The organism is Spiroplasma endosymbiont of Sarcophaga variegata, from assembly GCF_965178695.1.
Classification (GTDB): domain Bacteria; phylum Bacillota_I; class Bacilli_A; order Mycoplasmatales; family Mycoplasmataceae; genus Spiroplasma; species Spiroplasma poulsonii.
The window spans coordinates 248,683-273,323 of sequence record NZ_CBCXVU010000002.1; the positions used below are offsets into that span (position 1 = coordinate 248,683).

Consider the following 24,641-nt stretch of genomic DNA (forward strand, 5'->3'; position numbering starts at 1 on the left):
AGAAGATATTAAAGGAGATATACAATAATGCAAGTACCAAATATTAATAGTATTTTTAAAAACTTAAATGAAAGAATAATGGATAATAGTGTTCGATCTGATTTAACTAAATTAGATATTGATATTAAAAGTAATTATTACTTTTTTCCATTTATTATTAAAACTGGATTAGTAAATATTACTGATAAAGGTTTTCAACCTAATAATGGAGTACCACAAAACTTTACTCAAATGTCACAAATATTTACTGGTAAAGAGGGAATTATAGCACAATGAAAAAATGCAATTAAAATTAGATCTAGACATATCCCTGATATTTGAAATTATGATTTTTTTCAAAAAGAAAAAGATTGATTTACTTATTCTTTTGATGATTTTAAAAAAAGTTTAACAGATAAAATTAGTTATTTATATATTACTAGTACTGAAAAAACTTATTTATGAAATGCAACAAAACAAGTTTTTATTAATTCAGAAGAACCTGAGAATAATTATCCAATTAATGATATTTGAGAAAAAATTAATAATGAAAATGGTTTTAATGTTTATGTTATGAATTTACAAAAAATTAATAAAGCATTAGATAATTTTGCTATTAAAAGAAAATTTAAAGGTGATGCTTATAAATGTCATATTGTTAATATTAATGATACTGTTGAATTTTCTAAATTAGGTGGTGAAGAATATTTTGGTGAATATAATGCTTGATATCTTGATCGTACAATTACCATTGAAACTACTTATAATTTTCAAAGAGAAGATTTTTTAAGATTTTATTTAGTACCTTTACAATCTGATAAAGAAGATGTTGATGATAATTTATTAATGTTTATATCAAATGCTCAACCTAAATATAATGATTTAAATGAATTAGTATATTGAAATATTACTTTTAGTTATGTTAAAGATTATATTAATACTACGGGACAAACTATTCAACAATTCGTACAATTTTCAGCACCAGGTGAAGGATATGTAATACCTAAAATAATATGAGATGATTTAGGTATTCCCAAAGATTATGAAATTAATGAAAAATTTACTGGTGATAATGGTATTAAAAGTATTCAATTAACTTTATTAGGTAATAACGCTTTTTCAGCACCAGTTATATTTGGTCGACCTATTGAAAATTTAGGGAAATGAAATGAAAAAGTATACCCACAAAGAAGATTATTTATTGATGATTTAAAAATGCCAGTAGCAGATAGTTTAACAAAATCATCTAAACCATTAACTACTTATTTACTAACAAATGGAATTCCTGCTATTAATGGTCAATATGATAATTGATTAAAAAGAAAACAAGGTCAATCTAATCAAGAAATTAAAAAAAATTATGAGGGTTATTTAAATACAGATAGAAAATTAACACAAGCAACTAATCCAAATAATTTAACAGTTAAAGATGTTGCTTTAAATTATAAAGGTAATAAGGTTATTAAAGATTTTGATGTACGAGCAAATGGTTATTTTAAATATAATGTTGATATAGGATATAACACAATTAACCCAAGTAAAAATCGTGGTCAATTAAAAGATATGTTAAATTTATTTAGTGTTATGGTTAATCATATTATTAGTTTACCAATAGATATAACAGAAAGTATTGCATGAACTCAGCGTGATATTCCTATTGTTGGTAAATTTTTAAATGCAATAAGTTTAGGAATTCCAATTTATTGAAAAACAATAGATAAAAATACTAATAACTTATATCCAAATATTAAAACTGGTATTCCTTTATTTATTGGTAAATCAAATTATACATTTTATGATGAAAGTTATTGGCCTATTGTTGAAGATAGTACTCGTCCACAAGCAAAAAATCAAGGTAATATTCCATTAGATGCTTTTAGATATAATACGCAAGATGAGGTAAATGATATAATCGGTGCTAGTGCAAGTAATACAAGTTGAGCATTTACTTTAACTGATAAAATAACAGTATCAATATGATCTAAAAAAACAAAAAAAGAATATGGGAAAAATTATAGAATTAGTGGTGTTATGATACCTCAATCATTTAATGATGAAGATAGCTTTAATTTTGTCGAAAACTCTTGATATTTATAAAATATACCTAAAATTAGGTATATTTTTAATATATAGAGGTAAATAAATGATGAAAAAAATAATTACAGAATTAATAAATAGCTTAACAGATGATCAATTTTTAGAATTTTATGAAAAAATAAAACAACAAGCAGACTTAATTAAAAAACAAAAACGTTTAAATGAAATTGATCAAAAATTTAGAGATAAAGGCATTATATGTCCTAATTGCAAATCTTTTCATTGTGTTAAAAATGGTCATAATTCCGAAGGAAAACAAAAATATTTATGTAAAAAATGTCGTGCTAGTTTTGATGCATTTCGTCATCATTTTACTTATTGAAGTCATTTAAATTATGAACAGTGAAATTTATTAATTCAAATTTCATTGTTAGGACAATCTAGTAAAATAATTTCTCGTTTTATTAAAACAACCCCAAAAACCGCTTGATATAATCGACAAAAATTAATGCAATCAAAACAATTAGAAAATACACAGTTAAAATTTAAAAAATTAAATGGTCAAATCCAAATGGATGAAACATTTATTAAAGAAATTCATAAAGGCAATTTTAAAGATAAATTTGATAAACGAAAAACTCATCTCGATCCATTTTCAACTGATACCAAATGCTGTATTCAAATGGCAGTTGATAGCAATAATAATATTTTTGTTCAATCCACCAATACCAAAAGATTACAAAAACAATGGATTATTGAAAATATGAATAAGCAACTAATTAAAGAAAAATCAATAATTATTTCTGATATGCAACCACTATATTTATTAGTAGCAAAACAAACAAATTCTACTCTATATTCCACCAAAACTAGTACAAACCCTGATACTAGTTATCAAAAGTTAAATAAGATTAGTAAATTACAATCCAGTCTTAAAGAAGCCTTAATTCATTATCATGGTTTGGGTTTCACTAATATTCAAAATTATTTAAAGCTCTGAAAATGAAAATACCAACACAAAGGTTTAACACCAAACCAACAATCAACGGTATTATATTTTAACGTTTAAAAAATTTAAAGCAAAATCATAATCTTACACAAAATTAGTTTTCAAATTGTCATATTGATGATTTTTTTTATTTCATCAAGAGTTTTCGACAAAATTAAAGGAAGATAGTATTTATTTAATTAATGAAGAAACTGTATCATTACCAACTATGGAAACAGGGAAAAATTTATTAACTGATATTACAGGTAGTGGTCGTTATATAATTGATGCAGTTGGTTTTTATAATTTAGGAAAAACAGCATGTAGTATTTATATGTTTTCCGATGATATTGATTTATATGATCCATATTCAATTATGAGTTATTTTGTTAGTTTACAAACAACAAGTTTATATAATAATTCAGTACGAGATTGATTAACTCTTTATTCACTTAGTTATTTAGATCAATACATAGATGATGATATCGTACACGATTGACCTGTTAAATTACCAGACCCACCACCAAGTATTAATTTCTATCCAGTACAAATTATTTTAAATAAAGCAGATAGTAAATTAGAAGCTAATAGTGCTTGGAATGGAAATCCAGCAAGTACACCTGATTATAAAAATTATCCACAAGATATTTTATTATTTGATTTTGGAACATTTGGAGCAACTGAATGAAAACAAGTACAAGATAATTATGATAGTTTTACATTTTTTAATACTGGCCATATCCGTGTATGATCAGATTCACAAGGAACTCCTACAAATCATTTGGATAAAGAATTAGGTAATAGATATGTTGTTAAAGCAAAAGATATTAATGAAAGTGGATACTCTGTTTTTAATAATTTAGAAGAATTAAATTACCCTTTTCAAAAACAAGCGGGTTATTATTTTAGAACACAAATTATTTTTTATAATGAAGGTGTTAAATTAAAAATGAAAGTTAATTATGAATTGTATGTTAAAGGTGGTAATTATCAAATTGGAGGATATTGATAAAGAGGAAAGTTTAATATTTAAACAAATCCAATGGCATATTTTAATTTAAAACAAAAATAGGGTTTTATCCCTATTTTTAATTTAAACAATTATATTACCATTTTCATCTATTTTAGGTAAAGTTGGAGTAGGTGTATCATCATCTCATTTATATAAAGATTTAAATAATTCTTGTTGTTTTGAATCATCTTCTCATCTTTTAATTAATACAGTTCTTCATTGATCTCTTTCTTCAACTAACATTAATCCTGAATTATATCCTTGTTTAATACTATATTGAAGAATATATTTACCATCTTTTTGAATATTTGTAACTGAACTATTTATAAAATTAAATAAACTAATTTTTCATTTATCTTCTTTTGTTGTTCTTCAAATTGTAACATAATATTTATTATCAACTTTTTTAAATGGTTGGTCTTTTGGACACATTTGTTTTCAATTGCCAATATCATTTCGTTCGCACTCACTTACATTATCAACTTTGCAACTTATTACCCCCACAGTACTTGTACCTACAATAACCAAACTACCTAAAATACTTAATAATTTTTTCATTTATACCAACCCTCTTTTTCTTATATTTTATTAACTGGTCACATTATATATATATATATATATATATATATATATATATATATATGCAAGGATAAATTAGATAATAAAAAATAAAAAAGTGCTATAAATAAGCACTTTTGTTGATATTTTGATAAATAATTATTCATAGAGAAGATTACTACAAATATTTTAAAGAAGGATAAGTAATTTATTAAATTAAATAAATTACTTAGATGAATTATATTATTTTTTTATATAAAATCAATAAACAATATTATTTCAACCATTTTTAATTATATTGTTGATTATTTTTATGGTGATGTTAAGATGTTGTCGTAAAAAATAAGAAAGGAAGATAAAATATGAATTATGAAATCTTAGTTGGTATTGGCGTTGGTGCTTGTTTTGTAGGTATTTTATGTTATAAAGGATTGGAACTTTTAATTAAAAAAGTATCTAAAAATAAACTTAAAGAGTCTACAAATAAAGTAGTAGGACAAGAAACATTAGAAGCTATTCATTTAGGTTTAATTCAAACTGCTAATACTTTGGGTCTTGGTAATACTGAATGAGCACAAGTATTAGAAACAAATAAACCTATTAGTGAAGATGAATTTAATCATATTGTTAAACTACAAAGAGCAAAAACACCAATTTCTAAAAAAGATATTAAGTTATCTAATAAAACAATTAAAGTCTAAAAAGACTTTTTTTGTTTATAATGGTGATGCGAAGAAGTGAAATTATGAATAAATTAGAAAGTTTTAAATTAATAACATTAGAAGAATTTAAAAATTGAGAGGGTTTTGATAAATTAGTAGCACAATATGGTAAAAAACTTTATGATGATAATATTTCAAATTATTTAATTGAGGGTATTACAAGAGCAAGTTTACAATTAGATAGTATTTGTGGTTATCGTTTAGAAACGGAGTTTCCATTACTTGATCCAAATAGTGAGATTGATAAAAAACGCATTAATTATGTTAAAATTGCTTGTTGTTTACAAACTCAATATTTAATAAGAACTGGGATTGAATATTCTAGTGGTGGTGAAAATAGTAGTGATGGTGTCGCAAGTTATACATATCTTAGTAATATGAAGATAGAATTTTCACCAGATGTTATTAGTTTATTAGAAAAAGCAAAGTTTTATAAATCACAAACTATAACTAAAATAAATCCTGATAATTATGGTTTTAAAAATGAATATCATACTTGATTTGGTCGCCCTGATATTAATCATAAAGATCGACCAATTATGTTAAGTGAAGCAGATGCTAAGTATGTATGAAAAAATAGTATTTTTAGATCTAATACTTTATCAATTATTCCGTGATCTGATACTGAAAAAAGTGGCATATGACAAATTGAAATATCACAAGAATTATTAGCAAAATATATTGATAATTATATAAATAATGTTTCAATTAAAGTTGATAATAAATCAGTGGTATATAATTCTAATAATGAGTTATCAGTTCCTTTTGATAATAAGACTATTATTAAAAGTGATAATAATGAGATTGCAGTTTCTGATTTAAAACAAGATAAATTAATAAGTGGAACAACTATTAAAACTATTAATGGTAATTCATTATTAGGGAGTGGTGATATTTCAATTAGTGGTGGCAATGATTGAGAATTAATTAATTATCCAGAAGCAAACGAAAAATTAACATTTAAAATTCCAGATTATGATTTAACAAAATATTACTATAAAATATCAATTTCAATAACAGATTATGCATCTGCTAATAATTTTGTAACATATTATTTTGAAACAATATCACAAAAATCAAGATTTACATTTTTAGCAGATAATTCTTATAAAAGAATAACAATTAAGCAAGATGGCTCAATTTCAAATGATACAAATAATATTTCTATTAAATATTTAACAATTAAAAGAAAATTAATTTAAAAAAATAACTAATTAAGGTTATTTTTTGTATTTAATCTTTAATTTTGTCGAAAACTCTTGATATTTATAAAATATACCTAAAATTAGGTATATTTTTAATATATAGAGGTAAATAAATGATGAAAAAAATAATTACAGAATTAATAAATAGCTTAACAGATGATCAATTTTTAGAATTTTATGAAAAAATAAAACAACAAGCAGACTTAATTAAAAAACAAAAACGTTTAAATGAAATTGATCAAAAATTTAGAGATAAAGGCATTATATGTCCTAATTGCAAATCTTTTCATTGTGTTAAAAATGGTCATAATTCCGAAGGAAAACAAAAATATTTATGTAAAAAATGTCGTGCTAGTTTTGATGCATTTCGTCATCATTTTACTTATTGAAGTCATTTAAATTATGAACAGTGAAATTTATTAATTCAAATTTCATTGTTAGGACAATCTAGTAAAATAATTTCTCGTTTTATTAAAACAACCCCAAAAACCGCTTGATATAATCGACAAAAATTAATGCAATCAAAACAATTAGAAAATACACAGTTAAAATTTAAAAAATTAAATGGTCAAATCCAAATGGATGAAACATTTATTAAAGAAATTCATAAAGGCAATTTTAAAGATAAATTTGATAAACGAAAAACTCATCTCGATCCATTTTCAACTGATACCAAATGCTGTATTCAAATGGCAGTTGATAGCAATAATAATATTTTTGTTCAATCCACCAATACCAAAAGATTACAAAAACAATGGATTATTGAAAATATGAATAAGCAACTAATTAAAGAAAAATCAATAATTATTTCTGATATGCAACCACTATATTTATTAGTAGCAAAACAAACAAATTCTACTCTATATTCCACCAAAACTAGTACAAACCCTGATACTAGTTATCAAAAGTTAAATAAGATTAGTAAATTACAATCCAGTCTTAAAGAAGCCTTAATTCATTATCATGGTTTGGGTTTCACTAATATTCAAAATTATTTAAAGCTCTGAAAATGAAAATACCAACACAAAGGTTTAACACCAAACCAACAATCAACGGTATTATATTTTAACGTTTAAAAAATTTAAAGCAAAATCATAATCTTACACAAAATTAGTTTTCAAATTGTCATATTGATGATTTTTTTTATTTCATCAAGAGTTTTCGACAAAATTAAAGTATTTAATCAATTATTTTCAGCATTTTAATAATATAATTAACTCTATAAAGGAGAAAAATATATTATGTATGACAAAAATAGCAAAATTATTGTAAAAATAACAAATATTACTCCCTATGGTGCTTTTTGTAGGTCAGAAAGAGCTGATGGTTTAATTCATATTAGTGAAATTTCAGATTATTATGTAAGAGATATAAGAGACTTTTTTGATATTGATGATGAAATTGAAGTTGAAATTATTGATTTTGATTCAGTTAGAAAACATCTTAAATTAAGTTATAAAAATTGTCACCCTGAATTATTGAGAAATGATAATGATAAAATCAAAGAAACTTCACCTAATTTAGAAAAGTTATTAAATACAAATTATTTTTTAGAAAAAGAAAAATAGTCTTTATATGACTATTTTTTTTCATTTTATTTATTTTCTTTGTTGTGTACTATATAAAAATTGATAAGATGTTCTATTCGTTGTGAGTTGGTATATAATTCAGGTAATTCATTTCAAACTTTTTCTTGTTTTTCATTTAAGTAAACATTTATATTACGAATTAATTTTCTTTTCATAAATATCATTCCTTTAAATAAATAATGTAGTTTGAATATTACTTAATCTTTGTTTTGCTAATTTATAATATTTTTCATTAATTTCTATACCAATTCAACGCCGATTTAATTGTTCACAAGCAATAGCAGTTGTTCCACTCCCTAAAAAACAATCTAATACAGTATCGCCAACTTTACTATGTTTATTAATTTGTAATTTAATTAAATTAATATCTTTAACAGTAGGATGTTTAATAGTTCCTATAAATTGATTATTACTATTACTAATTCTATAAATAGTTTTCATATCTTGATTTCAAACATTACTATAAGAAATTGGTTTATCATAAATATATAAACATAATTCTTTATCTTTACGATATGCATTATTAGTGGGTGCATCATTTGTTTTTTCAATATTTATTAGAATAGATTTTAAATTATATTTATCAATTTCTATTAAATAATCTTTTGTTTGTTGCCAAGATAAATAAATTATAAAATTGGGTTTTTTAATAATTCGCATTCATTCTTTAAAATATGATGGTATATCAAAACTATTAATAAATTCACCTTGTAAAAATTCAAGTTCTCTTTTCCGAATTTGATATTGAATATTAGATGTATTAGGATCATTTAATTTTTTTAAATTATATTCAATATGTTTTTCCTTATTTTCTAATTTTTTAGCAATATCAGGATAAAGGTATGGTGGGTCAGTTAATATTAAATCAATACTTTTATCAGGTATTGTTTTTAATATTTCTAAACTATCACATAAATATAATTCACCTAAATTAGTTTTCATTATTTACCTTCATAATTAGCAATAATAATTGCGTCTCGTAAATGATTACTTATTTTCTCATTATTATAGAATCAACCTTTACCATATTCATAAGTTAATAAATTATCTTCACCATAAATTGCTGTTATTTTAAGATATTTACTTAAATTTTCCATATTTTTAACAACTGATTTAGTGTTTTTTGGTGATACTCAATTAATAAAATATTTGTAAACAGATAATGCTCCTAATAATCTTAATAAATCATCTCTATCTTTACTTGCATTAGCAGATGTATATAAACAATCTTCAATATTAATTTTTTCTTCATAATCAAACAATTTATCATTAATAAATTCATATTGTTCTTTTAAATTTTTATTTATAAATTCTTTTTTATCTATTAATTTATTATTTTTATAAACAACAATAGCAGTAGTACCTGTTCCTGATGGGTCAATACCTATTTTTATCAAGTGGATCATTCCTCATCGTTGTTATTATTAATTGCTGGTACTACATTTGAGATATCTTCTTCTTTAACTACATCGTTTGTGCCCGCTATTTCTGTATAAGATGGGGTAAAATTTATATTATTTGATAATGGTTCATCGCTCATCTGCCCCTTATTTTTGGCGACACTACTATCATTATCAATATAAATCTTTTCATCATTAGTTGTAATAACTGCTTGGTCTGATTTATATGCTTGTTGTAATTCAACCGACATAATACCTCATTTTCGTAATAAACTAGTTAATACCGTTTTAAGTGCCATTTCATCAAAACTAGCAATATAAAATGATTTATTTTTAGCATAAGTTTTAGAATATTTCATAAAATGATTTTCCATTTGTTCTTTGGTCATATATAAAGTTTTTTCAAAACCATTAACCATTTTAAAGTATGCTACATAACCAATAATTGGTAATTTTTCTCTTTCATCTTCATTTTGAATTCAATTAAAACTAGTTCCTTTTAAACGATCATAATTTACTAATTCATTTTCTTTTACATCTGATACTGACATATCTAAATATTGACCACTTCTTTGGGCTAATTGAATATAACCTTTATAACCCATTTGAAATTGGGCTTGATTAACTCATTCTTGTATTTCACGACCATTAATAATTCTTGTTATTTTAGTATTATAAGGAACAACATAAGCATAACCAAATTGTTTTTCCATTGGTAAATTTAATAATGACCCTTGATAACAAGCAGTCATAATTGTTTTTGGATCTGCTTTTTGTAATAATTCATTACTATTTGATATTGCAATTATATTACTTTTAAATCTTGCAATTTCATTTTCATTAGAAAATTTACTTTTTATTCATTCTGTTGTTCTATCTGTTCTTAAAAATTCAACAATATTTGCCATATTATTTTTCTCCTTTATTTATTTTAAAATTAATACCTTTAACCCCAATTAAATTAATATCTTTATTACTATCTCACTGATATTTAATTTCATTTTTAACAATTTGTTCATCAATAGTTAAATAATTTTTAATAAGATTAATAAGTTCTAATTTATCGGCTTTTTGTAAAAAATTATCATTAATACCTAATATTTCAATATCTTTAATTAATAATTTATCTTTACGAAAATTACTAGTAATAATTTTTAATTCTTGCTCTTGTTTTGCTACACTTTTAATTTCTAAAAATTGTTCTTTTTTATGAGTTTCAACAATTTCATTTTGTTTTTGAAATTGAATATTAATGACACTATTTTTTAAAGAATCATGATTATTCTTAATATTATTTTCTAAATTTAAAATATCTTTTCTAATAAAATTTAATTCATCTTTAAAAATTTTTATTAATTCTAATGGTTCTCTAAAAACATAATCAATTTTTGAAACTACTAATTTTAAATCTTTTAGTGATTGTGATTTATATTCTCCATTTATTAATCAAGCTTGTTGTCGATATATAAATTCTGCTAATTCTTGTCCATTTTCATCAATTCATTTTTTAATTGTTAATGCTTTTAAACTTAATTCTTTAAAATCATTTCCTTTTAAATAAAACGGATAAGTAATATTTTTAACTTCATTATTTAACTTTAAATCTGACATAATTAAATTTCCTCCAAATTCTTTTCTGCAATTAAAGTATCAATATATTCATAAGCACTATCTTCTGAATGACATTCTTCAAGTGCTTCATTAAATAAATCTTCGTCGGTATAAATTTTGCCATCTTCATCTTTTCACATATTATTCACATCCTTGTCATTTAATATTTTCATTTTCTAAATCAATAATGGTTGTTTCGCTATAAAATATATTTTTAGCAGCAATTTTTGCTTCTTCTAATGTATAAAAGAATTGAGTATCAAATCCACTATTTTTTGATAATAATAAGTATCTATAATTTTTTTTATTCATAATTTATCACCTCATAATCTGCTTCTTCATCTTCTAAATAGTCATTTATTAAACCTTTAACTTCATCAATTTCATATCATTTCAAATTCAAGTCAAAATCTATTGGCAATGAAATATTTCCAACATATCGCTCTTCATTATCAAATTTAAGATATAAATTTAATTCTCAATTCATATCATAATCACTATCAATTTGTGCATAAATAATATCTTTATTACTAATTTTTAATGCTTTATTATTAATTCATTTTTCATTTAAATAATCACTAATACAATATGACATTTTTTATTCCTCCTAATTCTTTTTACCTAATGCTCAATGTTCATCAGTCATATCTTCAAATAAAACTGGATAACTTTTAAGCATTAATTCTTGTAATTTATTTTCTTGATTGCATTTTGAGCAATAACCTCAATATTTTTGTTTAAGACAAATTTTATTTAACTTTTTCATATAAATCCCCTAAACTATTCCTTTGATTTTTTGGTCAATTTGTAATATTTTTCAACCATCGGAAGCTAAATCTAAAATATCGTTAATTTTATAATGTTGCATATATGAAACAATAACATCTCATCTATCTTCTTTAATTTTGTCGAAAACTCTTGATGAAATAAAAAAAATCATCAATATGACAATTTGAAAACTAATTTTGTATAAGATTATGATTTTGCTTTAAATTTTTTAAACGTTAAAATATAATACCGTTGATTGTTGGTTTGGTGTTAAACCTTTGTGTTGGTATTTTCATTTTCAGAGCTTTAAATAATTTTGAATATTAGTGAAACCCAAACCATGATAATGAATTAAGGCTTCTTTAAGACTGGATTGTAATTTACTAATCTTATTTAACTTTTGATAACTAGTATCAGGGTTTGTACTAGTTTTGGTGGAATATAGAGTAGAATTTGTTTGTTTTGCTACTAATAAATATAGTGGTTGCATATCAGAAATAATTATTGATTTTTCTTTAATTAGTTGCTTATTCATATTTTCAATAATCCATTGTTTTTGTAATCTTTTGGTATTGGTGGATTGAACAAAAATATTATTATTGCTATCAACTGCCATTTGAATACAGCATTTGGTATCAGTTGAAAATGGATCGAGATGAGTTTTTCGTTTATCAAATTTATCTTTAAAATTGCCTTTATGAATTTCTTTAATAAATGTTTCATCCATTTGGATTTGACCATTTAATTTTTTAAATTTTAACTGTGTATTTTCTAATTGTTTTGATTGCATTAATTTTTGTCGATTATATCAAGCGGTTTTTGGGGTTGTTTTAATAAAACGAGAAATTATTTTACTAGATTGTCCTAACAATGAAATTTGAATTAATAAATTTCACTGTTCATAATTTAAATGACTTCAATAAGTAAAATGATGACGAAATGCATCAAAACTAGCACGACATTTTTTACATAAATATTTTTGTTTTCCTTCGGAATTATGACCATTTTTAACACAATGAAAAGATTTGCAATTAGGACATATAATGCCTTTATCTCTAAATTTTTGATCAATTTCATTTAAACGTTTTTGTTTTTTAATTAAGTCTGCTTGTTGTTTTATTTTTTCATAAAATTCTAAAAATTGATCATCTGTTAAGCTATTTATTAATTCTGTAATTATTTTTTTCATCATTTATTTACCTCTATATATTAAAAATATACCTAATTTTAGGTATATTTTATAAATATCAAGAGTTTTCGACAAAATTAAAGTCTATCTTTAAATAAATTTAAGTACATTTTTGCTCATTCTAAACATTGCAAATCATAATGATTTTTATGATGTGAAATAAGACAATTAATAGGTTGACAATTAACTCAATCAAAAGATGTTGTTATTTCATTTCAAGTTTTATTAATATACAAACTTTTATATTTTGTCATTATAATTCCTCCTATTTTTAATTCGCTGGCACTCACTTCCAAGTGAAAGTGCCAAGCGAGAATTAGTTATATAAGTATTTATCTATTTATTTACTACGCCATCCGCTTCACTGGAGGTGAGCGGTGGCGATTAGAATTTACAATTAACTACAAAGTACTACAATGTTCTACATTTTGTAGTTGTTTGTAAATTTGTTACGCCGTGTATATATACCTCTTCATCCGCACCATTTCAGGTCAAAGCGTTCAGTTTTTAAAATAAATTCACTCGCACCTTGAAGAGCCTAATGCTAATCGCAAATTTATTTATAAAGTGATCATCTCTTTGTTTATTGTCGTTCGATGTTGACCTTGCACTTATCACGACTATCGCTTAGTTATAAAAACCAGCGCCGATTTACATTTTTCCTCATACACTATTTCAGTACTTGCCTCGGCCGGCTGTGGAATAAAAACACTTAGTTATTTAAAATAACCGTCCCACACTGCATTAAGTTGTTTTATAAAATTTAAGTTTTAAAAAACCAGTTTCTAAATCAAAAATAATTTTTGAATTTTCTAGTTTTTGATAAAACTGCTTTTGTTTTAAATTTTTAACTTGATTTAATAAATCTTTGTGTTTTTCACAAGTTCATAAAACTTTATTTGATAAAAATTCTTCGGTAATGAATGATATTGCTTTATAGCAATCATTAATATCACATATTTTTTGTTGTTGAATTATAATTACCTCACTTTCAAATTAATTTTTAAAGTTAATTTTTAAATAAAAAAATCAACCCAATAAGGGTCGATTTTTTTGTCCTATTTCATCCTTTATTCTACATTAATCTAATAGTTTTATTTAAAAAATCTAATTTAGCATCGCTTATAAAAGATTTACTATCTTCTAAACACTGTAATAATTCTTCATATTTAGCATTAAAAAAATAATCCACTGCTTTATGATATGTTTCTCTATTTTCCTTATTTTTATTTTGATATGGATATAATTTTTTAAATCTACTTGTAAGATGAAATTTATCTATTGTATAGTGAATTTTATTTTTAGGAAAATATTGATGCATAAAAATTTTAGTATTTTTAATTAAAGGAGCACCATCACCTAAAATCATAATTTCAATATTAGGTATCATATTTAAATGAGTTTCAATTAAAGAAAATAATTTTATAAGAACTGGTTTTAAATCTGCTTCTTTTTTAAGATAATCTGGAATATTATCCATTTCAAAAACACCTAATTTATTTGCGATTACAGGTCTTTTTACAGTATATTTTTCTTCATCATACCCAGTATGTACAGTACATGCTATCGTATGTTTTTTTATCTTTTTTCTTTCCTCGAATTTGGCGAATTTTTTGATAAATTGATAAACCAATTCAAGCAAAAATACCTAATATAATAACAACACTAAAAATTGTCGTTAATCAAACTGGCATAACTTATTCCTCCTAAAAATCTAATTTTCGCGGCACGCTTCGCGTGTTCGCTACGCTCAAAATAAACTATATTGAATAAATTACCGCTAATAAATTACGCGGATAATTTATTCATCTTCTTTTTCATTATTAATTACAATATTATTTACCGTATTAATAACATTATCTTTTCCATACTTAGTTACTAAGGACCGTAAAATAAAATAATGTTTTCTTTCCATTAAAAAATCAACTCCTTTCTGAGTTGATTTGTTGCACTTCATATTACAATTTACATATTATAAAAAAAAGCAAGAGATTTAACAATAAATTTACTTTTTTATTTAAAAAATTCAATTTCTTTTAAGAAAAAAATAACAATACTTTAATTAACTTCTATTAACTTATTATTAATAATTTGATATTTTTTTATAACTTTATAAATTCATCATTGAAGTTTTTTAAGATCGTTTTGATTATACTGCAAAGTATTCTTAAAAACATTGGCCTCCCTTTTAAGTTGACTAAAATTTTTATTATTTGCCCCAAAATTTATTTATAATCAAAAAATATATGCTGGATCTTGATATTTTGAACCAAGTTTAACATTGTCTTAATCAATTATTTTCTTAACTTCTAAATTTTGGGTAAAAATAATATTAACTGGGCTTAAATCCCCGTGAACAACATATTTTCTCTTATATTTTAATTTCTGAAAAGTTTGAATTACTAACAAAATATTTTTTAATTCTAAAATCCCTGTAAAACCAATTTGTTTAAAAGTATAACCGGAAATTAAATCATATGAAATATAATTTTGAAAAATATTTATATTAGGTAAATAATAACTATTATTTGCTAATAATCAATTAATAATGTTTTTTCTTTTCGGACTTAATTTAACAAATTTAAAAACTGTATTATGATTAATAATAATTATTTGGTTAGATAACCCATTATATTTAAAACTTTTCGAAAAATTTGTTAAATTTTGTGACACCCTAAAAATTCCTTCACATTTTTAAATTAAACATTAAAGCCTGTTATTTTTAATGATTCCAAATCTCATGATACTTTTTGTGCGTAATTCGTGGTAGAATCGTTTCTCGGCGCCCAATAAAAGGATAATCAAAATGAATAATTGCTTTGGCAAAAATCGGTGTAATGATTACAAACCAGATAACACTAAAGATTGGAATTCAGAAGAACTGTGTTCCTTTTGCCGCTGGTAAAATCCCCTTGTAAATAAAATCAATTAAACCATCAGTAAAGGATACTCAAATGTGAACACCTAACATCGACATAAATAAGCCATTTAACCCAGCAATTGGCGCATACACAAACACATATAGTAATGGTGATGCTAAGAAAATAAATAAGTTAATGATAATATTATTTCCTGTTAAGATTGTTACTAATACGATAATTGACATTAATAACGCGGTTGGAACGCGGTTTTCTTTCTCACTAGTTAAAACAATAGCAACACTAACCCCTAATGAAGCACCAAATACAATCGCATAATTTGGTGGTAATTTTAATTGAAATAGATCACCAATGTTTTGACTATATAAGAATCAATTATATAACCACGTTTCAATTCCATTAATTTGTGGTAAACGGTTAAATGGTAAGATTGACATTCAGTCAATTAAAGATAATTTACTATTAAGTAATTGTGGTTGTTGTAAATATGTTCATACCGCTTGAATGCTTTCATTATTTCAACTTTGCGTGAAAATATTATATTGTCAACCATAACTATATGAGATCTGACAAAATAACTCTAGAAATTCTTGTTGAGTTAATAATTGTGAATTACTTTGCACAAATAAGTTTGCTGAAATATCTTTAAATCCAAATGGAACTAATAAGATATTTAAAAATTCATAAACAAAAGCAGCCCCTAAAAAATTACGCGCACTTTGACTTCACATTCAGAAATAAAGTTTATTTAAAAACATTGCCATCCCAATCCATAATAATAAGAAGATAACAGCTAACAGCATACTAACAAAAACAACAATGATGCTGACCAAAGGAAAGCCATTCAGTAATCCTAATGATTTAGGCATTCTTAATTCAATACACTTATAATAAATGTATGATGACACAAGACCAACAACAACCCCACCAAAAATTGACGTATTTAAGGTAACAATTCCTAATGTTGAGCCTAAAAATAAAGATAAATTATCCCCCTTATAGAAAAATAAAATGCTATCAACATACAAGATTCCATCTGGTGTAACCTGATATTGAATTAAAGCAAATTGGGTTACCGAAAAGACTAAAAAGCCAGTAACACCAATTGCTACGGCTTTAAGATTATTAGTAATACTAATAACAGTAACAAGACAAAAAATAATTGATAAATTATTAAAAACAGCTCTTCCAATTTTAATGAAGACGTCCCCTATTGTAATTAAGACTTGATTTTTACTGTGTTCATTTAAAGTGGCACCAATCCCATAGATCAAAACAATCAACAACAATGGGATAATTATTAAAGTAATAATTTTAATAAATCGTTCGTATATATCTCTAATTTTAATTTTATTATTACTATAGCCCTTCCCATTTTTTTTGATTTGATATAACTTATCAATCCTTGACATTTCTAATTAATGCCCTTTAATTCAAAGTCTACTTCTGACTCATAAACTGGATTCGACCAGTTACTGCGTCATAAAATGGATACGGGTCAGCATATTGCTGCGTGATATTTAGAGTATACATCACACCGAACTGGATCGTATTGTTTAATAACATTCCAACAACCGATAAAACAACATAATCACCAATGAATTGTGACTTAACTTTACCCATTGTGAACATTGCCCCTGATGAACCAGTATTAAAATCACTCGTACGATAAACCATACTATCAAAGTTGTTTTGTTTATTATCCCCTTTTAACCCTGTTGTAATGCTTGAGTCAATAATTTTAAAATAAGGATATTGTTGAATAAATAATTCTCATGTCGTAGCATAATTTAAGTAGTTAAAAACCAATGGTTTGTCACTATTAGTGACAAATTTCATCCCACGTTTTGCAACTGGAAATGATGCATTTCCAGACATCACACTAATATCTCAATTTAAATATTTCGTTGTGGCTTGTTCTTGATTAAGCGTTGGTGGTAACGTTGATCCTAACGTTGAAGCTGTTATAATGGTAAAAAATGTTTTGTTCATATTTAAATAACTCCTTCTTTATATTCAATTAATATTGTTGATAATTGCTAAATGTTTAATATAAGTTGATACAAAAAATAGCTGCTAACTATTCTATGTAATTAATCATATCATATTTTACTTTGGAAAAAAAGAAAAAACTGCTTTAATTTTGTCGAAAACTCTTGATATTTATAAAATATACCTAAAATTAGGTATATTTTTAATATATAGAGGTAAATAAATGATGAAAAAAATAATTACAGAATTAATAAATAGCTTAACAGATGATCAATTTTTAGAATTTTATGAAAAAATAAAACAACAAGCAGACTTAATTAAAAAACAAAAACGTTTAAATGAAATTGATCAAAAATTTAGAGATAAAGGCATTATATGTCCTAATTGCAAATCTTTTCATTGTGTTAAAAATGGTCATAATTCCGAAGGAAAACAAAAATATTTATGTAAAAAATGTCGTGCTAGTTTTGATGCATTTCGTCATCATTTTACTTATTGAAGTCATTTAAATTATGAACAGTGAAATTTATTAATTCAAATTTCATTGTTAGGACAATCTAGTAAAATAATTTCTCGTTTTATTAAAACAACCCCAAAAACCGCTTGATATAATCGACAAAAATTAATGCAATCAAAACAATTAGAAAATACACAGTTAAAATTTAAAAAATTAAATGGTCAAATCCAAATGGATGAAACATTTATTAAAGAAATTCATAAAGGCAATTTTAAAGATAAATTTGATAAACGAAAAACTCATCTCGATCCATTTTCAACTGATACCAAATGCTGTATTCAAATGGCAGTTGATAGCAATAATAATATTTTTGTTCAATCCACCAATACCAAAAGATTACAAAAACAATGGATTATTGAAAATATGAATAAGCAACTAATTAAAGAAAAATCAATAATTATTTCTGATATGCAACCACTATATTTATTAGTAGCAAAACAAACAAATTCTACTCTATATTCCACCAAAACTAGTACAAACCCTGATACTAGTTATCAAAAGTTAAATAAGATTAGTAAATTACAATCCAGTCTTAAAGAAGCCTTAATTCATTATCATGGTTTGGGTTTCACTAATATTCAAAATTATTTAAAGCTCTGAAAATGAAAATACCAACACAAAGGTTTAACACCAAACCAACAATCAACGGTATTATATTTTAACGTTTAAAAAATTTAAAGCAAAATCATAATCTTACACAAAATTAGTTTTCAAATTGTCATATTGATGATTTTTTTTATTTCATCAAGAGTTTTCGACAAAATTAAAGTATTTAATCAATTATTTTCAGCATTTTAATAATATAATTAACTCTATAAAGGAGAAAAATATATTATGTATGACAAAAATAGCAAAATTATTGTAAAAATAACAAATATTACTCCCTATGGTGCTTTTTGTAGGTCAGAAAGAGCTGATGGTTTAATTCATATTAGTGAAATTTCAGATTATTATGTAAGAGATATAAGAGACTTTTTTGATATTGATGATGAAATTGAAGTTGAAATTATTGATTTTGATTCAGTTAGAAAACATCTTAAATTAAGTTATAAAAATTGTCACCCTGAATTATTGAGAAATGATAATGATAAAATCAAAGAAACTTCACCTAATTTAGAAAAGTTATTAAATACAAATTATTTTTTAGAAAAAGAAAAATAGTCTTTATATGACTATTTTTTTTCATTTTATTTATTTTCTTTGTTGTGTACTATATAAAAATTGATAAGATGTTCTATTCGTTGTGAGTTGGTATATAATTCAGGTAATTCATTTCAAACTTTTTCTTGTTTTTCATTTAAGTAAACATTTATATTACGAATTAATTTTCTTTTCATAAATATCATTCCTTTAAATAAATAATGTAGTTTGAATATTACTTAATCTTTGTTTTGCTAATTTATAATATTTTTCATTAATTTCTATACCAATTCAACGCCGATTTAATTGTTCACAAGCAATAGCAGTTGTTCCACTCCCTAAAAAACAATCTAATACAGTATCGCCAACTTTACTATGTTTATTAATTTGTAATTTAATTAAATTAATATCTTTAACAGTAGGATGTTTAATAGTTCCTATAAATTGATTATTACTATTACTAATTCTATAAATAGTTTTCATATCTTGATTTCAAACATTACTATAAGAAATTGGTTTATCATAAATATATAAACATAATTCTTTATCTTTACGATATGCATTATTAGTGGGTGCATCATTTGTTTTTTCAATATTTATTAGAATAGATTTTAAATTATATTTATCAATTTCTATTAAATAATCTTTTGTTTGTTGCCAAGATAAATAAATTATAAAATTGGGTTTTTTAATAATTCGCATTCATTCTTTAAAATATGATGGTATATCAAAACTATTAATAAATTCACCTTGTAAAAATTCAAGTTCTCTTTTCCGAATTTGATATTGAATATTAGATGTATTAGGATCATTTAATTTTTTTAAATTATATTCAATATGTTTTTCCTTATTTTCTAATTTTTTAGCAATATCAGGATAAAGGTATGGTGGGTCAGTTAATATTAAATCAATACTTTTATCAGGTATTGTTTTTAATATTTCTAAACTATCACATAAATATAATTCACCTAAATTAGTTTTCATTATTTACCTTCATAATTAGCAATAATAATTGCGTCTCGTAAATGATTACTTATTTTCTCATTATTATAGAATCAACCTTTACCATATTCATAAGTTAATAAATTATCTTCACCATAAATTGCTGTTATTTTAAGATATTTACTTAAATTTTCCATATTTTTAACAACTGATTTAGTGTTTTTTGGTGATACTCAATTAATAAAATATTTGTAAACAGATAATGCTCCTAATAATCTTAATAAATCATCTCTATCTTTACTTGCATTAGCAGATGTATATAAACAATCTTCAATATTAATTTTTTCTTCATAATCAAACAATTTATCATTAATAAATTCATATTGTTCTTTTAAATTTTTATTTATAAATTCTTTTTTATCTATTAATTTATTATTTTTATAAACAACAATAGCAGTAGTACCTGTTCCTGATGGGTCAATACCTATTTTTATCAAGTGGATCATTCCTCATCGTTGTTATTATTAATTGCTGGTACTACATTTGAGATATCTTCTTCTTTAACTACATCGTTTGTGCCCGCTATTTCTGTATAAGATGGGGTAAAATTTATATTATTTGATAATGGTTCATCGCTCATCTGCCCCTTATTTTTGGCGACACTACTATCATTATCAATATAAATCTTTTCATCATTAGTTGTAATAACTGCTTGGTCTGATTTATATGCTTGTTGTAATTCAACCGACATAATACCTCATTTTCGTAATAAACTAGTTAATACCGTTTTAAGTGCCATTTCATCAAAACTAGCAATATAAAATGATTTATTTTTAGCATAAGTTTTAGAATATTTCATAAAATGATTTTCCATTTGTTCTTTGGTCATATATAAAGTTTTTTCAAAACCATTAACCATTTTAAAGTATGCTACATAACCAATAATTGGTAATTTTTCTCTTTCATCTTCATTTTGAATTCAATTAAAACTAGTTCCTTTTAAACGATCATAATTTACTAATTCATTTTCTTTTACATCTGATACTGACATATCTAAATATTGACCACTTCTTTGGGCTAATTGAATATAACCTTTATAACCCATTTGAAATTGGGCTTGATTAACTCATTCTTGTATTTCACGACCATTAATAATTCTTGTTATTTTAGTATTATAAGGAACAACATAAGCATAACCAAATTGTTTTTCCATTGGTAAATTTAATAATGACCCTTGATAACAAGCAGTCATAATTGTTTTTGGATCTGCTTTTTGTAATAATTCATTACTATTTGATATTGCAATTATATTACTTTTAAATCTTGCAATTTCATTTTCATTAGAAAATTTACTTTTTATTCATTCTGTTGTTCTATCTGTTCTTAAAAATTCAACAATATTTGCCATATTATTTTTCTCCTTTATTTATTTTAAAATTAATACCTTTAACCCCAATTAAATTAATATCTTTATTACTATCTCACTGATATTTAATTTCATTTTTAACAATTTGTTCATCAATAGTTAAATAATTTTTAATAAGATTAATAAGTTCTAATTTATCGGCTTTTTGTAAAAAATTATCATTAATACCTAATATTTCAATATCTTTAATTAATAATTTATCTTTACGAAAATTACTAGTAATAATTTTTAATTCTTGCTCTTGTTTTGCTACACTTTTAATTTCTAAAAATTGTTCTTTTTTATGAGTTTCAACAATTTCATTTTGTTTTTGAAATTGAATATTAATGACACTATTTTTTAAAGAATCATGATTATTATTAATATTATTTTCTAAATTTAAAATATCTTTTCTAATAAAATTTAATTCATCTTTAAAAATTTTTATTAATTCTAATGGTTCTCTAAAAACATAATCAATTTTTGAAACTACTAATTTTAAATCTTTTAGTGATTGTGATTTATATTCTCCATTTATTAATCAAGCTTGTTGTCGATATATAAATTCTGCTAATTCTTGTCCATTTTCATCAATTCATTTTTTAATTGTTAATGCTTTTAAACTTAATTCTTTAAAATCATTTCCTTTTAAATAAAACGGATAAGTAATATTTTTAACTTCATTATTTAACTTTAAATCTGACATAATTAAATTTCCTCCAAATTCTTTTCTGCAATTAAAGTATCAATATATTCATAAGCACTATCTTCTGAATGACATTCTTCAAGTGCTTCATTAAATAAATCTTCGTCGGTATAAATTTTGCCATCTTCATCTTTTCACATATTATTCACATCCTTGTCATTTAATATTTTCATTTTCTAAATCAATAATGGTTGTTTCGCTATAAAATATATTTTTAGCAGCAATTTTTGCTTCTTCTAATGTATAAAAGAATTGAGTATCAAATCCACTATTTTTTGATAATAATAAGTATCTATAATTTTTTTTATTCATAATTTATCACCTCATAATCTGCTTCTTCATCTTCTAAATAGTCATTTATTAAACCTTTAACTTCATCAATTTCATATCATTTCAAATTCAAGTCAAAATCTATTGGCAATGAAATATTTCCAACATATCGCTCTTCATTATCAAATTTAAGATATAAATTTAATTCTCAATTCATATCATAATCACTATCAATTTGTGCATAAATAATATCTTTATTACTAATTTTTAATGCTTTATTATTAATTCATTTTTCATTTAAATAATCACTAATACAATATGACATTTTTTATTCCTCCTAATTCTTTTTACCTAATGCTCAATGTTCATCAGTCATATCTTCAAATAAAACTGGATAACTTTTAAGCATTAATTCTTGTAATTTATTTTCTTGATTGCATTTTGAGCAATAACCTCAATATTTTTGTTTAAGACAAATTTTATTTAACTTTTTCATATAAATCCCCTAAACTATTCCTTTGATTTTTTGGTCAATTTGTAATATTTTTCAACCATCGGAAGCTAAATCTAAAATATCGTTAATTTTATAATGTTGCATATATGAAACAATAACATCTCATCTATCTTCTTTAATTTTGTCGAAAACTCTTGATGAAATAAAAAAAATCATCAATATGACAATTTGAAAACTAATTTTGTGTAAGATTATGATTTTGCTTTAAATTTTTTAAACGTTAAAATATAATACCGTTGATTGTTGGTTTGGTGTTAAACCTTTGTGTTGGTATTTTCATTTTCAGAGCTTTAAATAATTTTGAATATTAGTGAAACCCAAACCATGATAATGAATTAAGGCTTCTTTAAGACTGGATTGTAATTTACTAATCTTATTTAACTTTTGATAACTAGTATCAGGGTTTGTACTAGTTTTGGTGGAATATAGAGTAGAATTTGTTTGTTTTGCTACTAATAAATATAGTGGTTGCATATCAGAAATAATTATTGATTTTTCTTTAATTAGTTGCTTATTCATATTTTCAATAATCCATTGTTTTTGTAATCTTTTGGTATTGGTGGATTGAACAAAAATATTATTATTGCTATCAACTGCCATTTGAATACAGCATTTGGTATCAGTTGAAAATGGATCGAGATGAGTTTTTCGTTTATCAAATTTATCTTTAAAATTGCCTTTATGAATTTCTTTAATAAATGTTTCATCCATTTGGATTTGACCATTTAATTTTTTAAATTTTAACTGTGTATTTTCTAATTGTTTTGATTGCATTAATTTTTGTCGATTATATCAAGCGGTTTTTGGGGTTGTTTTAATAAAACGAGAAATTATTTTACTAGATTGTCCTAACAATGAAATTTGAATTAATAAATTTCACTGTTCATAATTTAAATGACTTCAATAAGTAAAATGATGACGAAATGCATCAAAACTAGCACGACATTTTTTACATAAATATTTTTGTTTTCCTTCGGAATTATGACCATTTTTAACACAATGAAAAGATTTGCAATTAGGACATATAATGCCTTTATCTCTAAATTTTTGATCAATTTCATTTAAACGTTTTTGTTTTTTAATTAAGTCTGCTTGTTGTTTTATTTTTTCATAAAATTCTAAAAATTGATCATCTGTTAAGCTATTTATTAATTCTGTAATTATTTTTTTCATCATTTATTTACCTCTATATATTAAAAATATACCTAATTTTAGGTA

36 protein-coding genes and 1 pseudogene are annotated in these 24,641 nt (G+C 23.7%); 9 read left to right on the forward strand and 28 right to left on the reverse strand.

The annotated features are described in order from the left end of the window. Positions 1 to 27: 27 nt before the first annotated feature. From ACOBME_RS02840 to ACOBME_RS02850, 3 genes are all read left to right on the forward strand, one after another. Positions 28 to 2,076, forward strand: a complete 2,049-nt coding sequence (locus tag ACOBME_RS02840; protein WP_419334191.1) for a hypothetical protein — start codon at positions 28 to 30, stop codon at positions 2,074 to 2,076. Positions 2,077 to 2,122: 46 nt separating this feature from the next. Further along, positions 2,123 to 3,085: an IS1/IS1595 family N-terminal zinc-binding domain-containing protein gene (locus ACOBME_RS02845; RefSeq protein WP_338963247.1), complete on the forward strand. Its 963-nt coding sequence runs from the start codon at positions 2,123 to 2,125 to the stop codon at positions 3,083 to 3,085. A gap of 148 nt (positions 3,086 to 3,233) precedes the next feature. Further along, positions 3,234 to 4,016 (forward strand): hypothetical protein, encoded by a 783-nt coding sequence (locus tag ACOBME_RS02850; protein WP_419334193.1) that lies wholly within the window; start codon positions 3,234 to 3,236, stop codon positions 4,014 to 4,016. 81 nt (positions 4,017 to 4,097) lie between these two features. Here the strand turns inward: ACOBME_RS02850 and ACOBME_RS02855 are convergent, their stop codons facing one another. Then, a complete protein-coding gene (locus ACOBME_RS02855; protein WP_419334195.1) occupies positions 4,098 to 4,574 on the reverse strand; it encodes a lipoprotein in 477 nt (158 codons plus the stop codon). Positions 4,575 to 4,936: 362 nt separating this feature from the next. On the opposite strand from ACOBME_RS02855, the gene ACOBME_RS02860 reads away from it, so the two are divergent. The 4 genes from ACOBME_RS02860 to ACOBME_RS02875 all read left to right on the forward strand — a co-directional run bounded on the left by ACOBME_RS02860 (position 4,937) and on the right by ACOBME_RS02875 (position 8,069). Next, the gene (locus ACOBME_RS02860) at positions 4,937 to 5,275 is read left to right on the forward strand and encodes a hypothetical protein (RefSeq protein WP_419334197.1); all 339 of its coding nucleotides are present in this window, start codon (positions 4,937 to 4,939) and stop codon (positions 5,273 to 5,275) included. Positions 5,276 to 5,319: 44 nt separating this feature from the next. After that, the gene (locus tag ACOBME_RS02865) at positions 5,320 to 6,498 is read left to right on the forward strand and encodes a hypothetical protein (RefSeq protein WP_419334199.1); all 1,179 of its coding nucleotides are present in this window, start codon (positions 5,320 to 5,322) and stop codon (positions 6,496 to 6,498) included. A 116-nt stretch (positions 6,499 to 6,614) separates the two neighbouring features. Further along, positions 6,615 to 7,577 (forward strand): IS1/IS1595 family N-terminal zinc-binding domain-containing protein, encoded by a 963-nt coding sequence (locus tag ACOBME_RS02870; protein WP_338963247.1) that lies wholly within the window; start codon positions 6,615 to 6,617, stop codon positions 7,575 to 7,577. 165 nt (positions 7,578 to 7,742) lie between these two features. Further along, entirely contained in the window at positions 7,743 to 8,069 is a 327-nt protein-coding gene (locus ACOBME_RS02875) for a S1 RNA-binding domain-containing protein (RefSeq protein ID WP_338963739.1), read from the forward strand. Positions 8,070 to 8,258: 189 nt separating this feature from the next. Here the strand turns inward: ACOBME_RS02875 and ACOBME_RS02880 are convergent, their stop codons facing one another. The 17 genes and pseudogenes from ACOBME_RS02880 to ACOBME_RS02960 form a co-directional block, all read right to left on the reverse strand. Then, positions 8,259 to 9,032 (reverse strand): DNA-methyltransferase, encoded by a 774-nt coding sequence (locus ACOBME_RS02880; RefSeq protein WP_338963741.1) that lies wholly within the window; start codon positions 9,030 to 9,032, stop codon positions 8,259 to 8,261. Beyond that, positions 9,032 to 9,496 (reverse strand): hypothetical protein, encoded by a 465-nt coding sequence (locus tag ACOBME_RS02885; RefSeq protein ID WP_338963743.1) that lies wholly within the window; start codon positions 9,494 to 9,496, stop codon positions 9,032 to 9,034. Before ACOBME_RS02885 ends, ACOBME_RS02880 begins: the two co-directional genes overlap by 1 nt. After that, positions 9,481 to 10,398, reverse strand: coding sequence for a recombinase RecT (locus ACOBME_RS02890; RefSeq protein ID WP_338963745.1), 918 nt, complete (start codon positions 10,396 to 10,398; stop codon positions 9,481 to 9,483). The genes ACOBME_RS02885 and ACOBME_RS02890 overlap by 16 nt, the downstream gene beginning before the upstream one ends. Before the next feature lies 1 nt (position 10,399). Further along, positions 10,400 to 11,101, reverse strand: coding sequence for a hypothetical protein (locus tag ACOBME_RS02895; RefSeq protein ID WP_338963747.1), 702 nt, complete (start codon positions 11,099 to 11,101; stop codon positions 10,400 to 10,402). Positions 11,102 to 11,103: 2 nt separating this feature from the next. Beyond that, a complete protein-coding gene (locus ACOBME_RS02900) occupies positions 11,104 to 11,241 on the reverse strand; it encodes a hypothetical protein (RefSeq protein WP_338963749.1) in 138 nt (45 codons plus the stop codon). A 1-nt stretch (position 11,242) separates the two neighbouring features. After that, on the reverse strand, positions 11,243 to 11,413 hold the full coding sequence (locus tag ACOBME_RS02905) for a hypothetical protein (RefSeq protein WP_338963751.1): 171 nt from the start codon (positions 11,411 to 11,413) through the stop codon (positions 11,243 to 11,245). Next, a complete protein-coding gene (locus ACOBME_RS02910) occupies positions 11,406 to 11,696 on the reverse strand; it encodes a hypothetical protein (protein ID WP_338963753.1) in 291 nt (96 codons plus the stop codon). The genes ACOBME_RS02905 and ACOBME_RS02910 overlap by 8 nt, the downstream gene beginning before the upstream one ends. Before the next feature lie 12 nt (positions 11,697 to 11,708). Beyond that, the gene (locus ACOBME_RS02915) at positions 11,709 to 11,867 is read right to left on the reverse strand and encodes a hypothetical protein (protein WP_338963755.1); all 159 of its coding nucleotides are present in this window, start codon (positions 11,865 to 11,867) and stop codon (positions 11,709 to 11,711) included. Between the two features lie 9 nt (positions 11,868 to 11,876). Next, complete coding sequence (locus ACOBME_RS02920; RefSeq protein ID WP_419334204.1) at positions 11,877 to 12,041, reverse strand: hypothetical protein; 165 nt, start codon at positions 12,039 to 12,041, stop codon at positions 11,877 to 11,879. Between the two features lie 57 nt (positions 12,042 to 12,098). Next, positions 12,099 to 13,061 carry an IS1/IS1595 family N-terminal zinc-binding domain-containing protein gene (locus tag ACOBME_RS02925; protein ID WP_338963247.1) on the reverse strand — a complete coding sequence of 321 codons (963 nt, stop codon included), beginning with the start codon at positions 13,059 to 13,061 and terminating at the stop codon, positions 12,099 to 12,101. 74 nt (positions 13,062 to 13,135) lie between these two features. Further along, complete coding sequence (locus ACOBME_RS02930) at positions 13,136 to 13,312, reverse strand: hypothetical protein (RefSeq protein WP_338963759.1); 177 nt, start codon at positions 13,310 to 13,312, stop codon at positions 13,136 to 13,138. An 821-nt stretch (positions 13,313 to 14,133) separates the two neighbouring features. Continuing rightward, the gene (locus tag ACOBME_RS02935) at positions 14,134 to 14,538 is read right to left on the reverse strand and encodes a hypothetical protein (RefSeq protein ID WP_338963760.1); all 405 of its coding nucleotides are present in this window, start codon (positions 14,536 to 14,538) and stop codon (positions 14,134 to 14,136) included. Positions 14,539 to 14,632: 94 nt separating this feature from the next. Continuing rightward, positions 14,633 to 14,752 (reverse strand): annotated as a pseudogene (locus tag ACOBME_RS02940) (hypothetical protein); the annotation flags it as partial. Positions 14,753 to 14,859: 107 nt separating this feature from the next. Next, entirely contained in the window at positions 14,860 to 15,015 is a 156-nt protein-coding gene (locus tag ACOBME_RS02945) for a hypothetical protein (RefSeq protein ID WP_338966611.1), read from the reverse strand. A gap of 329 nt (positions 15,016 to 15,344) precedes the next feature. Further along, positions 15,345 to 15,731 carry a hypothetical protein gene (locus ACOBME_RS02950; RefSeq protein ID WP_338963762.1) on the reverse strand — a complete coding sequence of 129 codons (387 nt, stop codon included), beginning with the start codon at positions 15,729 to 15,731 and terminating at the stop codon, positions 15,345 to 15,347. A gap of 49 nt (positions 15,732 to 15,780) precedes the next feature. Next, positions 15,781 to 17,349: a PTS transporter subunit EIIC gene (locus ACOBME_RS02955; protein ID WP_419334207.1), complete on the reverse strand. Its 1,569-nt coding sequence runs from the start codon at positions 17,347 to 17,349 to the stop codon at positions 15,781 to 15,783. Between the two features lie 28 nt (positions 17,350 to 17,377). Then, on the reverse strand, positions 17,378 to 17,929 hold the full coding sequence (locus tag ACOBME_RS02960) for a hypothetical protein (protein WP_338963766.1): 552 nt from the start codon (positions 17,927 to 17,929) through the stop codon (positions 17,378 to 17,380). A gap of 223 nt (positions 17,930 to 18,152) precedes the next feature. On the opposite strand from ACOBME_RS02960, the gene ACOBME_RS02965 reads away from it, so the two are divergent. Continuing rightward, positions 18,153 to 19,115 carry an IS1/IS1595 family N-terminal zinc-binding domain-containing protein gene (locus ACOBME_RS02965; protein WP_338963247.1) on the forward strand — a complete coding sequence of 321 codons (963 nt, stop codon included), beginning with the start codon at positions 18,153 to 18,155 and terminating at the stop codon, positions 19,113 to 19,115. A gap of 165 nt (positions 19,116 to 19,280) precedes the next feature. Further along, entirely contained in the window at positions 19,281 to 19,607 is a 327-nt protein-coding gene (locus tag ACOBME_RS02970; RefSeq protein WP_338963739.1) for a S1 RNA-binding domain-containing protein, read from the forward strand. 189 nt (positions 19,608 to 19,796) lie between these two features. On the opposite strand, the gene ACOBME_RS02975 is transcribed toward ACOBME_RS02970, so the two are convergent. From ACOBME_RS02975 to ACOBME_RS03020, 10 genes are read right to left on the reverse strand one after another with little or no spacing between them, the layout of a single operon-like run. Beyond that, positions 19,797 to 20,570: a DNA-methyltransferase gene (locus ACOBME_RS02975; protein WP_338963741.1), complete on the reverse strand. Its 774-nt coding sequence runs from the start codon at positions 20,568 to 20,570 to the stop codon at positions 19,797 to 19,799. Continuing rightward, positions 20,570 to 21,034, reverse strand: a complete 465-nt coding sequence (locus tag ACOBME_RS02980; RefSeq protein WP_338963743.1) for a hypothetical protein — start codon at positions 21,032 to 21,034, stop codon at positions 20,570 to 20,572. Before ACOBME_RS02980 ends, ACOBME_RS02975 begins: the two co-directional genes overlap by 1 nt. Further along, entirely contained in the window at positions 21,019 to 21,936 is a 918-nt protein-coding gene (locus ACOBME_RS02985; RefSeq protein ID WP_338963745.1) for a recombinase RecT, read from the reverse strand. Before ACOBME_RS02985 ends, ACOBME_RS02980 begins: the two co-directional genes overlap by 16 nt. A 1-nt stretch (position 21,937) precedes the next feature. Beyond that, the gene (locus tag ACOBME_RS02990; protein WP_419334209.1) at positions 21,938 to 22,639 is read right to left on the reverse strand and encodes a hypothetical protein; all 702 of its coding nucleotides are present in this window, start codon (positions 22,637 to 22,639) and stop codon (positions 21,938 to 21,940) included. Positions 22,640 to 22,641: 2 nt separating this feature from the next. Continuing rightward, positions 22,642 to 22,779 (reverse strand): hypothetical protein, encoded by a 138-nt coding sequence (locus ACOBME_RS02995; protein WP_338963749.1) that lies wholly within the window; start codon positions 22,777 to 22,779, stop codon positions 22,642 to 22,644. 1 nt (position 22,780) lies between these two features. Then, the gene (locus ACOBME_RS03000) at positions 22,781 to 22,951 is read right to left on the reverse strand and encodes a hypothetical protein (RefSeq protein WP_338963751.1); all 171 of its coding nucleotides are present in this window, start codon (positions 22,949 to 22,951) and stop codon (positions 22,781 to 22,783) included. Continuing rightward, complete coding sequence (locus ACOBME_RS03005; RefSeq protein WP_338963753.1) at positions 22,944 to 23,234, reverse strand: hypothetical protein; 291 nt, start codon at positions 23,232 to 23,234, stop codon at positions 22,944 to 22,946. The genes ACOBME_RS03000 and ACOBME_RS03005 overlap by 8 nt, the downstream gene beginning before the upstream one ends. A gap of 12 nt (positions 23,235 to 23,246) precedes the next feature. After that, positions 23,247 to 23,405 carry a hypothetical protein gene (locus ACOBME_RS03010; protein ID WP_338963755.1) on the reverse strand — a complete coding sequence of 53 codons (159 nt, stop codon included), beginning with the start codon at positions 23,403 to 23,405 and terminating at the stop codon, positions 23,247 to 23,249. Positions 23,406 to 23,414: 9 nt separating this feature from the next. Continuing rightward, positions 23,415 to 23,579: a hypothetical protein gene (locus ACOBME_RS03015; RefSeq protein ID WP_419334204.1), complete on the reverse strand. Its 165-nt coding sequence runs from the start codon at positions 23,577 to 23,579 to the stop codon at positions 23,415 to 23,417. 57 nt (positions 23,580 to 23,636) lie between these two features. Beyond that, positions 23,637 to 24,599: an IS1/IS1595 family N-terminal zinc-binding domain-containing protein gene (locus ACOBME_RS03020; protein WP_338963247.1), complete on the reverse strand. Its 963-nt coding sequence runs from the start codon at positions 24,597 to 24,599 to the stop codon at positions 23,637 to 23,639. Positions 24,600 to 24,641: the final 42 nt, after the last annotated feature.